This window comes from Kitasatospora sp. NBC_01302 (assembly GCF_035976515.1).
Lineage (GTDB): Bacteria > Actinomycetota > Actinomycetes > Streptomycetales > Streptomycetaceae > Kitasatospora.
Map to the genome: position 1 here is coordinate 8262891 of NZ_CP108404.1, position 12038 is coordinate 8274928.

Here is a 12038-nt window from a genome sequence, read left to right on the forward strand (position 1 = left end):
CCGCCCAGGTGTCCTCTCACCGCCTGCGGTCCCGACCGTCCGGTGGCTCGCCCCCCGGCCGCAGGTGCGACCGGGGCACGAGAGGTGGACCGGGTTCACGGGGCGGGAACCGTGTCCGGCGGGGCGGGGGCGAGCCAGGGCGAGTCGTACTCGATGTGCTCGGGGCCCAGGCCGTGGGGCGCGTTGGTGTAGAGGCGCAGGCGCAGCCCGTCGGGGTCGGGGACGACGAGGAGCCAGCCCGCCATGGCGACGACCGGCGGCGAGTGCGGGACGCCGAGCGCGTCGAGATGGACGGTCCACCCGTCGAGGGCGGTGCGGTCGTCGACGGCCAGGGTGAGGAAGTCGTAGCCGTTCAGGGCGGTGCAGGTCGCCGGGTCGAGGCGCAGTTCGAGCCGGGTGCCCAGCCCGGGGACATCGAGGATGACCGCGAACAGGGTGCCGTCGGGGCGGCGGTGGTCGAGCGCCTCGACCCGGCTGGCGCCGAGGACCGCGGTGTACCAACGGGCACTGCGCTCCAGGTCGGTGACGGGCAGTTTGAGGTGGTGGATTCCCGCGTGGGGCGGGGTGGCGGTGGGGTTCATGGTCAGCTCCGGATCTTGGCGGCGCTGGCGCCGGTGGTGGCGAGGGCGGGGCGGTCGACGGGGGTGCCGCGGCGCCACAGGTGGGTGATGGCGCGCAGGGCGGCGATGTCGTGGGTGGGGTCGCCTTCGACGAGGAGCAGGTCGGCGCGCAGTCCCGGGGCGATGCGGCCCCGGTCGGTGAGGGCGAAGGCGTCGGCGGGCGCGGCGGTGGCGGCGGTCAGTGCCTGGGTGGGGGTGAGTCCGGCGGCCACCAGCAGGGCGAGTTCGCCGTGGTAGCTGATGCCGTGGGTGGTGGGGTGGCCCATCCCGCCGGTGCCGTCGGTGCCGGCCAGCAGGGGGACGCCGAGCCGGAACATGCGCAGGGCGGCGTCGGCGGCGTGGGCCGGGTCCATGCGGATCGGGCCGACGCGCTCCGCGGGGTTCGTGGTGCGGATCCGGTCGAGTTCGTCGAGCCATCGCGGGTCGGCATAGGGGCGCAGCCGGGGGTCGTCGGCGAGTTCGTACTCGGCCGGGGTGGGGGTCATCCCGGTGAGTGCGGTCAGGGTGGGGACGACGAAGACGCCGTGTGCGGCGGCGGCTTCGATCAGGTCGTCGCTGCTGTGGCCGTCGGCGGGGGAGTGGGCGAGGCCGTCGATGCCGCAGTCGATCGCCTGGCGGGCGGCGGTGCGGGTGAGGGTGTGGGCGACGGTGCGCAGGCCGTGTTCGTGGGCGGCGTGCACCAGGGCGGTGACGGTCTGCGCCGACATCAGCGGCATCGGGTGGCCGATCGCCGTGCCGTCCTCGATGAAGATCTTGAGGTGGTCGGCGCCTTCGGTGACCCGGGCCGCGACGAAGGCGTCGGCGTCCTGCGGTCCGGCCACGGTGGGGAAGGGTTCGAGCAGGCCGGACTCGACCAGCTGGCCGGGGTGTCCGCCGGGGGCGGTGGCGCCGGTGGTGGCGACGCGCAGGTCGGCGAGGTCGTCCCGGTCGCCTGCGGCGGCCCGCAGTCGGCGGGCGGTGGCGGGTGCGCCGCCCATGTCGAGTTCGGTGGTGATGCCGAACAGGAGGGACTGGCGCAGCTGCCCGGTGTCGGTGGCGTGGGTGTGGGCGTCGATCAGGCCGGGGAGCAGAGTGCGGCCGGTCGCGTCGACGACCTGTGCGCCCTCGGGCAGGGGCAGGGCGTTGCCGACGGCGGTGATGAGCGGGCCCTCGATCAGGACGTCGCGGGCCGGGTGGAGGCGGGTGCCGTCGAAGACGGCGGCCCGGCGGATGAGGGTGGGGCGGGAGGCGGCAGTGGTCATGTCCGTGACTCCTTCGAACGTGCGGTTCAGGCCGCGGGCTCAAGGGGCAGGTGGTCGGCCAGGCGGTCGAGGACCTCGCCGGGCGTGGCCGGCAGGCCGTGGGCGGCGAGGTAGCCGTCCGGGCGGACCAGCAGGGTGCTGTCCAGCGCGGGGATGTGCCGGACCGTCAGGAGGCCGTGCAGTGCGGACGTGTCCGGGCCGGCGGTCGGTTCGGCGGGTGTGCCGGGCAGGGCCAGGGTCCAGTGCAGGCCGTCCGGAGGGACGAGCCGTGGGCTGACCCGCGTGCCGGGGCGCGGGGCGCCGAGGTCGGGCTGGTCGGTGTAGCCGATGTCGAGCTGGGCGAGCTTGGCGGCGATCCAGTCGGTGATCCCCGGGGTGTCGGCGGCGGCGGACAGCAGGGCGTTGCGCAGCTGGCAGGCGGTCGGGTCGGTCAGGGTGGCGGCCTCGGCGAAGCGGGCGGTGAAGGAGACGAGTGCGCGGGCGACGGGGTGCCGCTCGCGGTGGTAGCTGTCCAGCAGGGCGTCCGGTGCCATCCCGTTCAGGACGGCCTGCAGCTTCCAGGCCAGGTTCCCGGCGTCCTGGATGCCGGTGTTCATGCCCTGGCCGCCGGCCGGGCTGTGGGTGTGGGCGGGTCGCCGGCCAGCAGGACGGGCCCGGCGCGAAACGACTCGGCCACCCGTTCCTGCACCCGGTACGTCGAGGCGGCGACCACCTCGGAGACCCGCGCCGCCTCCCGCGCGGGACCGCGCTCGGACAGCAGCCGCTCGACGTCCGCCGCGCACGGGGCCACCGATCCGGGCGCGGTGGGGGCGACCAGCCGGTGCAGGCCGCCGGCGAGCGGGGAGAGCAGCAGCATGCCCGCCCCGGAGAGGAAGAACGTGGGGTCCTCGCAGGCCGTGGTCCGGGTGCCGGCCGTGAGACGGACGTCGGCGAGCGCGAACAGCTGCTCCCGCGCGGTGCCGGGGAAGGCGATGCCCGCCGCCGTGCGCACCGTACTGTGCAGGGCGTCGCAGCCGACCAGGTAGCGGGCGGACACGGCACGCACCACCCCGTCCGGCCCGGCGACCGTCGCCATCACGCCTGGGTGGTCGGGGGTGATGCCGAGGAGGCGGTGCTGGCGGTGCACGGTTCCGCCCAACTCCTCCAGCCGCGCCAGCAGTTGCTCCTCGGTGGTCTGCTGGGAGGCGAGCAGCATGTACGGATGGGGAGTGTCCAGCTGGTCGAAGCAGGCCCGCAGGAGCGTCCGGTCGCGGTCGTGGAGGCTGAACCCCCGCGCCTTCGTCCCGGCCCGGACGAGCGGGGCGCCGACCCCGATCCGGTCCAGGTACTCCAGGGTGCGAGGCTGTACGGCCGCCGCCCTGCTGCCGGGCCCGATCCCGGCACCCCGGTCGATCAGCACGTGGTCCACGCCCAGCTGACGGAGGCTCACCGCCAGCGCCAGGCCGGCGGGACCGGCCCCGACGATCAGCACAGCGGTCTGACAGGGAAGAGGCTCGACAAGCGGTAAGGCGGTCATGACACGCTCCTCGCCGTACAGGAGGGCGGCCGCCGGAGGGCTCCCCGCAGCAGCGCGCAACCAGCGAAAACGAACGTTTCCGTTTCACCTTGACGGTAGCAACCCCGATCCCATAGCGCAAACGATCGTTTCGCTTTGTTTGGGGATCCGCGCAGCGCGGGCGGTGTCCGGGGGCGCGTAGAGGAACTCCATGACGACGTCGTCCGCGAACAGGTCGAAGTAGTGCTCACCGTCGGTCAGCCCTGCCAGTGACTCCTCGACCAGTTCCATGAAGGGGCCCAGGGCCTTAAAGTGCGCGTAGTCGACCATCATCGCTCTCCTCGTGTGTTCCGACTCCGGGCGCGGCCGGTGGCCGTGCCGCTTGTTGTCCGCGCCGCGTCAGACCTGGTTGTTCCACATCCGGAACATCGCGCAGCTGCCCTGGTCGTCGAAGGTCACCGTCCACAGGTTGGCGAAGGTGCCGAGCTCCTCGTAGGCGCCGGTGCCCTTGATCGCGGCCGTGTCCCCGTTGATCATGAGGACGGACCACTCGAAGTCCCAGCCGCCCTGCTGCCACGCCTCCCGGGACCGCCAGCCCTTCACGATCTCCTCGCGGCCGATCCAGTCGGTCTCGTACGGCCACTCGTGGTACTCCGCCCCGGCGCAGAACAGGGCCGCGATGTCCTCGGGCGCATTGCTGCGCCAGGCCCGCACGTACGCCTGAACCCACTCGTTGACCTGCTGCTCGGTCGGCATCGCCGGCCTCTCCTTCGGTGTAGTCGATTCACGCTCGGGTCTCAGGCCGAGGCTGCGGGCGGGGCGGTGCGGCGGACCGTGACGGTCTGGGGCGCGGTGTATTCGAGCAGGCCCTCGGCGCCGCCCGAGACGACGTTCAGGACACCGGGCGGCAGGACCTCGCGCAGCAGCTCGCCGACCTTCAGCGTGACCAGCGGGGTGAACGGGGACGGCTTCCACACCACCGTGTTGCCCGCCAGCAGCGCCGGGGCGAGCTTGAACCCCGCGTTGCCCAGCGGGTAGTTCCACGGCACGATCGCGCCCACCACTCCCAGCGGCACCCGGCGGGTCACCGAGAGCCGCTCCGCGCTGTCCTCGTTCACCGTCTCCGGCAGCGACAGCGACGTCGTCCCGCGCAGCCAGTACCCGAACCCGAGGATCTCCGCGGCGGCGTCGTCCAACGACTTGCCCTGCTCCCGGGTCAGGAGCCGCTTGAGCGTATCGAGCTGCGCCTCGACGGTGTCGGCGACCGCCAGGACGAGCTTGCGCCGCTCCTCCAACGGCGTCGCGGACCAGCCGGGCAGGGCTGCCCGGGCCGCGGCGACCGCTTGGTCGAGCTGCTCGGGCGAGCAGACCGGCGCCCTGGCCGCTACCGTCTCGTCGGCCGGGTCGAGGACCTCGTAGGACGACGCACCCGCCACCGCCCGGCCGGCGATGGTCATGGTGAAGTCGGTGGCGGCACTGGTGTCCATGGCGGTTCTCCTGGCACGACGATCGGTGGTGTGTGCCCGCCTTCGGGGCGGACGTCCGGTCCGGTGCCCCAGGGCTGTGGGCCGGCACACCATCGACTATCGGCACCTGGCCGCCCGCCAGGAAGGCCCGGCCTGCCTAGGAGTGCCACACCCAGGAACAGCCGCCCGAACCACACCACGACCGTGCGAGCCGCGACCGGGGACCGGGTGGCTCGGGCGACGGGGAACTGACCCGGGGGCCAGAGGCGCACCGGCCGCCGGGCCCCGCGTGCACCACCGCTGGCAGCCCAGGCAGCGGCGTACGATGCGAGCATGAGTGGCCACGAGCTGGGCGCGTTCCTGCGGGCACGCCGCTCCCAGGTGACGCCCGCCGACGTGGGTTTGCCCACCTCCGGCTCCCGCCGGGTCGCGGGACTGCGACGCGAGGAGGTCGCCGTCCTGGCCGGGGTCAGCGCCGACTACTACGCCCGCCTGGAACAGGGCCGCGAGACCAACCCCTCCGGCCAAGTGATCGACGCCATCGCCGGCGCCCTGCGCCTTGGCATCGACGCCCGCTGGCACGCCTACCGCCTGGCCGGCCTGCTGCCCAAGTCAGCACCCGCCCACCCGCACGACCAGGTGCACCCCGCCCTCCTCCAGCTCATGGACGCCTTCCCCACCGCCGTGGCCTACGTCATCAACCGCCGCCTGGACGTCCTGGCCTCCAACGCGCTCGCCGACGCCCTGCTTTCACCCCTGGCCGACCCCCACCGCATGGTGCGCTCCCTCTTCCACGACCCGGCCGCCCGCGAACTCTTCGCCGACTGGCACAGCGTCGCCCGCGACACCGTCGAAGCACTGCGCCTGGCCGCCGGACACGACCGCCAGGACCCCGAGCTCGCCGCGATAGTGCACGAACTGATTGCCGAAAGCCCGGAGTTCGCCGCCCTGTGGCGAGACCACAGCGTCAGCGGCCTGGGCCGCAAGACCAAGGTCTTCAACCACCCCGACGTCGGCCGGATCACCCTCACCTACCAGGCGTTCGACGTGCAGGCCACCGACGGCCAGTACCTCCTGGTCGGCACCGCCGAGCCGGGCAGCACCGACGCCGACTCCCTGGCACTCCTCGGCTCCCTCCAGGCAGCAGGACGGCGGGACGGCGCACGGCCCGCCAGCGACTGACCCGCACCGGGACCCGCCCCCTTCGCGATCCCCGGCCGCAGCCGGCCTGACCACCTGGCGACGCACTCGTTGGCGCCCGGGCCCGGATGTCGAAGCACCGGTACTCGGGGCAATCCACGCCGAGCGGTCGGGGCGGTGTGCAGCGGCTTTGCGAGTGGGCGGCTCTCGGGGAGGATCGCTGACCGTGGCTCTTCGACTGCTTTACTTGATCTTCAAACGAGGGGGCGACTCATGCCGCAGCGCGTACCTGGTCGATGACCTGGGCGATGGCCCGGGACTGCGAGAGCGGGACCAGGTGGCCGTCCAGGCCCTGAAGCACACGGGTCACGTCGGCCACCATCAGCTGGTAGGGATCGACTGCGGCGTAGGAGCGTGAGAAACCAGCTGCGGAATCCCCGGAGATCTCAAGACGTGACGGCAGGGAACCGGCCGTGAACGCGGGGGCCGTGAGTCGGACAGCACCGGTACTCCCGTCGATCTCAAGGGTCTCGGTCCAGTCGCCGGTGAGCCCGCTGAAGACCTCCGCCGAACCGCCGCCCGGGAAGTCCAGCACGAAAGAGGTCAGGCGGTCGGCGGATTGCGCACTCCACCGCTCCTGCCGCACCTCGCGCACCTCCGGCTGCTGCCAGCCGAACGCGGCGAGCGTGGCGGAGACGGCGTAATAGCCGACGTCGTACAGCGCTCCGCCGCCCCGGGCGGGGTGGAGGCGGTAGTTGCCGGGCGTGGGAGCGATTCCGTCGAAGTACGCGGCGACGCGCCTGACCTCACCGATGGCGCCCTGTTCGAGCAGGGCCTCCATGGCGCGGGTCCGCGGGTGCCAGCGATTCCACGCGGCCTCCACCAGGAGTTTCCCCGAGGCATCGGCCGCGGCGGTCATCGAGTCGATCTCCGCGGTGGAGAGCGCGATCGGCTTCTCGCAGACCACGTTCTTCCCGGCCCGAAGCGCTGCCTCGACCCATTCGCGATGGGCGCTGTTGTGCAGCGCGATGTAGACGACCTCCACCTCGGGATCGCCGAGGAGCTCCTGATACGTGGCGTACGTCCTCCCTGGCCCGAGCGCGGCGGCGCGCTCCGGGTCCCTGGCCGCTACGGAGTGGAGCGAGGCGTCCGCGGTGGCGTGCACCGCCGGCGCCAGGCTCGACGAGGCGATCGATCCCGCTCCCAGAAATCCCCAGTTGATCACGACGGCCCCTCAGAGATTCTCGGCGTGGATGAGGTCGAGGACCAGGGAGCTCCAGCCGAAGGACCGGGCACCGTGTCCGGCCGCGTCGTGCGGCCCGTAGCACTCGCGCATGCCGGCATTCGCCACGAATTCGACGGTCTGCTCCGCCAGGGCGGTCGCAGCGGCTTCGTGGCCCCTGCCGCGCAGCCCCCAGTACAGGTACCAGTTGAGGTTCAGCCAGCTGGAACCCCTGAAGATGGCCCGGGTACTGAAGTCCGGGTCGAAGGAGGGTTCTGTCGCGGCCACACTGGAGACCGGGTACCGGTGCCAGAACTCCCGTTTATTGAGCAGGTGTTCCTTGATGAGGCGCTCGGCGTGGGAGTCGGGAACCGCATCCAGGACGAGCGGGAAGAGGGCGCTGGCGGTGAGGACGTCGACCCGCTTTCCGGCCACCAGATCCAGGTCGAAGAAGGCTCCTGCCGCATCGTCCCAGCAGTGGCGCAGCAGGGACTCGGCGATCCCCTTCGACCGCGCGCAGAGGGCGTCCGAGGTCTCGCGGGGAAGCCGGGCGGCGAGCGCCAGGCGTGACAGCGAAAGGAGCCCGTCGGCGTAGACGGTGTTGACCAGGACGTCGTTCCACACGAACGTGCGGTGCTCCCCGAGGCGGCTCTCCGGCGTCCGCTCATGCGCGTAGGAGGCGATCAGTCCACGCATCGCCTGGTGCCAGTCGTCTGCGATCCGGCCGGACGCCGACCCGTGGATGCCCAGCGCCCGGTCGTACTTGGGGCTCATGTCCAGCCCGGACTCGTCGGGCTGGTAGATCTCCAGCAGGCCCGTCTGCGGGCTCGTCCGGTTCTCCGCGAGCCAGGAGAAGAAGGCGAGCGCCGGCGGCAGGACCTCGGCGAGCCAGTCGGCGTCCCCGGTCGCCTCGAAGACCCGCTCGATTGCCCTGGCCAGCACGGGAGGAGCGATGGTGACGGACCGCCAGCCCTGCCACAGGTCGATCCGGAACTCCGCTGTCGCCTGCGCGCGCGAGTCGTCCTGCCACAGCACCATGTGGGGAAGGAAACCCGCAGGGGTTGTCGCCGAGACGAGTGAGCTGATCTCCGTACGGGACCTGTGGGTGTCCAGGTGGAGCAGCGCGATGGCGTGATAGCTGCTGTCCCAGGCCCATTGGAACGGATAGGTCTCCGGGGACGGGCAGGTGTAGTCGTACGGAAGGCCGGCTCCGGTGGAGTATCCCGACCGATGATTGCGTTTCAGTGTCTCCCGGGCAGCCTCGGCGGCCCGGGAGACGTGTTGGCTGTTCTTCATTGCTCCCCTGTGGATTTCTGTGACGTCGGCTGGAGTTCAGCCCGTGCGGGAGGGCCGCGACCGGGCGGCGGTTCCCAGGAGCAGCAGCGCGACGGCCGCCGTGAGCAGGACGCCCTCGACAGCGAAGGAACGGCCGACCCCGAAGTGGTCGGACAGCGCACCGAGGATCAACGGAGCCAGCATGATCGACACCGCGACGATGAGCTGCACCCGGGCGGTGGCCTGGTCGGTCCTGCCCCGTGCGGCCACCACCGCGAGCGAGAGCGTCAGCGGGAACAGGTTCGCGATGCCGAGCCCGGTCACCAGCAGCGCCAGGAGGCAGACCACCGTGCTGCTGCTGGTCCACAGCAGCAGGAAGCCCACCACGGTGACCCCGAGTGAGGCGAGCACGAGTTGCGTGGCGGTGGCCCGCGTCGCGGACAGCCGGCTGCCGGTGAGCCGCCCGATCAGTGAGCCGCCGTAGAAGAGGCTCATCGCCGTGGCAGCCTGTCCATCGGTGAGGCCGATGCTGCTGGTCAGCTGCGGGGAGCCGTAGAAGACCAGGCAGAACTCGGCTCCGACGACGACTCCGGCCAGTGCCGCCAGCAGCCAGTAGGCGGCCGACAGCGGTCCCGGCGGCGCGGCCTCGCCGGCCGACGCAAGGCGGGGCCGCAGGGTTTCGTGCCCGAGCGTCAGGTACAGGCCCCCGGCGATCACCAGGGGCAGCAGCATGCTCGGGCCCCAGCCGACACCGGCGGCCTGGCACGCTCCGATCACCAGGGGCGCCACCAGTGCGGCCGCGCTGGCACCCGCGTTGGCCTCGACGATGGCGCGCTCCCGCAGGGGGCCGTGGTGCTGTGCCAGAACGGCGAACACCGTGGTCTGCACCAACGCGCCGCTCACGCCCATCACAGCCGTAGCACTCAGCGTGACCGCCACGTTGGGGCCGACGGCGAGCAGCACCGCACCGAGCACCAGCGCGGCGAGGGACGTCCAGAAGACTCTGCGGTACCCGAACGTTCCGGTCAGCCGTTCGATCAGCGCGTTGGCGAGGATCGCCCCGGCGGCGAAAACCGTCGAATGCGCGCTCATCATCGAGTAGGACAGCCCGAAGTCGTGCCGCAGCAGGGGCAGCAGCGGACCCAGCGCGTAGAGCGCGTAGGCGTAGACCGAGAGTCCACCGTAGGCAAGGCGAGTCTTCCCGTCCCGGACGAACGGGGCCACCGTAACCGTCATATCCCGATCCCGACCGCTTCCGCGCGGATGCGGGCGGAAGCCGATTCGGCGGCCACCAGGATCTCCGGGGCGAGCATGGAGGTCTTCATGGACGCTCCCTGTCCGTACTCGCTGAACGCTCGCAGCACGCCGGACCCGTCATGGATCGAGACTCTGGCCGTCACCAGCGGACGGGCGTCCACGAGGCCGGTCTCGATGAGGCGCAGCGCGATGCCGCAGACATTGGCCGACCGGGTCATGGGGAACAGGCGGACGTCGAAGGGCGTGGCGCGGAGCTTCAGCCCCTTGGCCAGGATCATCCAGGTGTTGATCTGTTGGGGCACCGCGGTGGCGCCGTACAGGACGTACTCACCGCCCGGGCGCAGCAGCCCCATGGCCAGCTCGCGGATGTCCTTCTCGCCCGGCTTCGCGGCCCCGACGTGTGGCAGGGCGTCGAAGACGTAGTCGGCGTACTGGTCGTGGTGGTCGCGGACGAAGTCGTCGACCGCGCTGAGCTGTGTGTCCGTGTTGAAGGCCGGCCCGGCACCGTAGGCCTGGGCCAGGTCGAGCCGGGCCTGGTTCTGGTCGAGCACCATGACCGAGCCCACCCCCAGGTACCGGGTGAGGACCTGGACGGCGAGGAGCGCGCTGGGGCCGGCGCCGAGGACGACGCAGGTGTCGCCGGGCTTCGGCGGATTGAGGAGCAGGGACCGGAGCACCGAGGTGAGGGGCTCGATGATGGTGGCCAGATCGGACGGCACGGATTCGGGAAGGACCACGGCCGCGGCCTGGTCCGCATCGTAGAAATTGCGTTCGGTGTACCAGGTCGTCTCCATGTTCCGGGCGCCTGGGAAGATCGGACGCAGCGCCCGGTACTCGGCCATTCCGCCGAAGTCGGTCTGTCCCCAGTAGCAGACCCGGTCGCCCACCGCCACGGATCCCTGCAGTTTGCGTCCGACCTCCAGAACACGGCCGACATACTCGTGCCCGGGGATGATCGGCCATGATTCCGGAAAGAGGTGCCCGCGGAAGTAGGACACGTCGGTGGAGCAGATGGACACGGCCTCGGTGCTCAGCAGGATCTCGTCCGACTGGCACACCGGATCCGGTACTGTGGCACGTTCGATATGCCCGGGGGAGGTCATCAGGTACGCATACATCATGCCCCTAGAGGTTGATAGATCTTCCCGAAATCGACATAACTGTGCACCCGCCAAGGTGATTGGCGAGGGGGCCCTGCAAGGTTTTCTGTGCTTTGTCCAGCCGCTGCTCAAGACATGGCTCAAGACACGGCTCAAGACACGGCTCAAGGCGCTACTCGCCCGAAGCATCCACCTGGAAGGCGACGTCCAGCGCATACCGACTGCTGACATACCGGGACTCGGTCAGTTCGATGGGCCGGTCGTCCTGGTCCAGGATGAGGCGCTTCTCGATGAGCAGCGCGGATCCGGTGGGAATGCCCAGCAGATGGGATTCGAGGTCTCCGGAGATGTCCGCCCCGATGGACGAGTACCCCCGCTGGGGATATCTCCCGAGGCTGCCCAGCGCGTCGTGGATCGAGTGCGTGGCAGCGTCCACCTCCAGGAGGGCCGAAAGCTCTCCCGGGAAGACCGCCCGTTCCAGCGCCACCGGAACATCGTCCGCAAGGCGGATCCGGGTGACGGCGACGACGTGGGCGGGATCGGTCAGGCGGAGGCGATGAATCTCATCGTCCTGAGCCTTTCTGGATTCCGACGAAATGAGCTTCGAAGAAGGCACACGCCCTCTTCGGCGCATTTCCTCGCTGAAGCGGACCAAGTTCTCCGCACGCCGTCGGGCGGGGGGCTCGGAAACAAAAGTACCGCGGCCGGACACTCGGTAGATCAAGCCTTCTGCGACCAGGCCCTGAAGGGCCGCCCGGGCAGTCATGCGACTGACTCCGAACTCGGCGCAAAGATCGCTTTCCGAGGGCAACGGGTCATGTGCTCGCTGCTGTGCAATCCTCCCCCTAAGGATCTGCTCAATCTGGTGGTACCTGGGGGCAAAGTCCGCGGCCATGCGCCGTTCCCTTCTGGATCGAACCATCTGTCTAGCTGTCTAGTCAACCTGATGAAACAGGACTTTTCGGGACATTGACTCCCAAGGCGGCCGCCGGTGATGGTGACACCTGCGGCATCCGGCGCAGCGGATGGCCACCGCGCCGACTCCCACACTCCTTGGCTGTATAGACAGCTGGAGTGCGCCTGCTCTATGGTGCCAGGGATGCACTGAACCCGATCATGCCCCGCCGGGCCGCCCACCACTGCGGACGTCAGGCCGGCTGCCGCAGCGGCCCCGAGGGGGCCCGAAGGCCCGCACACAGCCCCGATCGCCCATCACCACGGA

General features: G+C 70.8%; 13 protein-coding genes and 1 pseudogene. 1 reads left to right on the forward strand and 13 read right to left on the reverse strand.

Annotated elements, in window-relative coordinates:
• Positions 1-95: 95 nt before the first annotated feature.
• The 7 genes from OG294_RS36005 to OG294_RS36035 form a co-directional block, all read right to left on the reverse strand.
• Positions 96-581: a VOC family protein gene (locus tag OG294_RS36005; protein ID WP_327070762.1), complete on the reverse strand. Its 486-nt coding sequence runs from the start codon at positions 579-581 to the stop codon at positions 96-98.
• A 2-nt stretch (positions 582-583) separates the two neighbouring features.
• Positions 584-1861, reverse strand: a complete 1278-nt coding sequence (locus tag OG294_RS36010; RefSeq protein ID WP_327070763.1) for an amidohydrolase family protein — start codon at positions 1859-1861, stop codon at positions 584-586.
• Positions 1862-1887: 26 nt separating this feature from the next.
• Complete coding sequence (locus OG294_RS36015; protein ID WP_327070764.1) at positions 1888-2457, reverse strand: FAD-dependent monooxygenase; 570 nt, start codon at positions 2455-2457, stop codon at positions 1888-1890.
• Positions 2454-3377, reverse strand: coding sequence for an FAD-dependent monooxygenase (locus tag OG294_RS36020; protein WP_327070765.1), 924 nt, complete (start codon positions 3375-3377; stop codon positions 2454-2456). The genes OG294_RS36015 and OG294_RS36020 overlap by 4 nt, the downstream gene beginning before the upstream one ends.
• An 84-nt stretch (positions 3378-3461) precedes the next feature.
• Positions 3462-3686, reverse strand: coding sequence for a hypothetical protein (locus OG294_RS36025; RefSeq protein WP_327070766.1), 225 nt, complete (start codon positions 3684-3686; stop codon positions 3462-3464).
• 69 nt (positions 3687-3755) lie between these two features.
• On the reverse strand, positions 3756-4112 hold the full coding sequence (locus OG294_RS36030) for a nuclear transport factor 2 family protein (protein WP_327070767.1): 357 nt from the start codon (positions 4110-4112) through the stop codon (positions 3756-3758).
• A 41-nt stretch (positions 4113-4153) separates the two neighbouring features.
• Complete coding sequence (locus tag OG294_RS36035) at positions 4154-4843, reverse strand: aldehyde dehydrogenase family protein (RefSeq protein WP_327070768.1); 690 nt, start codon at positions 4841-4843, stop codon at positions 4154-4156.
• A 312-nt stretch (positions 4844-5155) separates the two neighbouring features.
• Between OG294_RS36035 and OG294_RS36040 the strand changes: the two genes are divergently transcribed.
• Positions 5156-6004 carry a helix-turn-helix domain-containing protein gene (locus tag OG294_RS36040; protein ID WP_327070769.1) on the forward strand — a complete coding sequence of 283 codons (849 nt, stop codon included), beginning with the start codon at positions 5156-5158 and terminating at the stop codon, positions 6002-6004.
• A gap of 229 nt (positions 6005-6233) precedes the next feature.
• Here the strand turns inward: OG294_RS36040 and OG294_RS36045 are convergent, their stop codons facing one another.
• The 6 genes and pseudogenes from OG294_RS36045 to OG294_RS41265 form a co-directional block, all read right to left on the reverse strand.
• The gene (locus tag OG294_RS36045; protein WP_327070770.1) at positions 6234-7187 is read right to left on the reverse strand and encodes a Gfo/Idh/MocA family protein; all 954 of its coding nucleotides are present in this window, start codon (positions 7185-7187) and stop codon (positions 6234-6236) included.
• A gap of 9 nt (positions 7188-7196) precedes the next feature.
• The gene (locus tag OG294_RS36050) at positions 7197-8480 is read right to left on the reverse strand and encodes an MGH1-like glycoside hydrolase domain-containing protein (RefSeq protein ID WP_327070771.1); all 1284 of its coding nucleotides are present in this window, start codon (positions 8478-8480) and stop codon (positions 7197-7199) included.
• A 36-nt stretch (positions 8481-8516) separates the two neighbouring features.
• Positions 8517-9695 (reverse strand): MFS transporter, encoded by a 1179-nt coding sequence (locus OG294_RS36055; protein ID WP_327070772.1) that lies wholly within the window; start codon positions 9693-9695, stop codon positions 8517-8519.
• Positions 9692-10837, reverse strand: coding sequence for a zinc-dependent alcohol dehydrogenase (locus OG294_RS36060; protein ID WP_327070773.1), 1146 nt, complete (start codon positions 10835-10837; stop codon positions 9692-9694). The genes OG294_RS36055 and OG294_RS36060 overlap by 4 nt, the downstream gene beginning before the upstream one ends.
• Before the next feature lie 151 nt (positions 10838-10988).
• A complete protein-coding gene (locus OG294_RS36065; protein ID WP_327070774.1) occupies positions 10989-11432 on the reverse strand; it encodes a GntR family transcriptional regulator in 444 nt (147 codons plus the stop codon).
• A gap of 84 nt (positions 11433-11516) precedes the next feature.
• Positions 11517-11738: pseudogene (locus OG294_RS41265) on the reverse strand (GntR family transcriptional regulator); the annotation flags it as partial.
• Positions 11739-12038: the final 300 nt, after the last annotated feature.

Bases quoted from the DNA above. Each gene is read 5' to 3' on its own strand.
- OG294_RS36005 (WP_327070762.1), bottom strand. From the start codon at position 581: ATGAACCCCACCGCCACCCCGCCCCACGCGGGAATCCACCACCTCAAA.
- OG294_RS36010 (WP_327070763.1), bottom strand. From the start codon at position 1,861: ATGACCACTGCCGCCTCCCGCCCCACCCTCATCCGCCGGGCCGCCGTC.
- OG294_RS36015 (WP_327070764.1), bottom strand. From the start codon at position 2,457: ATGAACACCGGCATCCAGGACGCCGGGAACCTGGCCTGGAAGCTGCAG.
- OG294_RS36020 (WP_327070765.1), bottom strand. From the start codon at position 3,377: ATGACCGCCTTACCGCTTGTCGAGCCTCTTCCCTGTCAGACCGCTGTG.
- OG294_RS36025 (WP_327070766.1), bottom strand. From the start codon at position 3,686: ATGGTCGACTACGCGCACTTTAAGGCCCTGGGCCCCTTCATGGAACTG.
- OG294_RS36030 (WP_327070767.1), bottom strand. From the start codon at position 4,112: ATGCCGACCGAGCAGCAGGTCAACGAGTGGGTTCAGGCGTACGTGCGG.
- OG294_RS36035 (WP_327070768.1), bottom strand. From the start codon at position 4,843: ATGGACACCAGTGCCGCCACCGACTTCACCATGACCATCGCCGGCCGG.
- OG294_RS36040 (WP_327070769.1), top strand. From the start codon at position 5,156: ATGAGTGGCCACGAGCTGGGCGCGTTCCTGCGGGCACGCCGCTCCCAG.
- OG294_RS36050 (WP_327070771.1), bottom strand. From the start codon at position 8,480: ATGAAGAACAGCCAACACGTCTCCCGGGCCGCCGAGGCTGCCCGGGAG.
- OG294_RS36055 (WP_327070772.1), bottom strand. From the start codon at position 9,695: ATGACGGTTACGGTGGCCCCGTTCGTCCGGGACGGGAAGACTCGCCTT.
- OG294_RS36060 (WP_327070773.1), bottom strand. From the start codon at position 10,837: ATGATGTATGCGTACCTGATGACCTCCCCCGGGCATATCGAACGTGCC.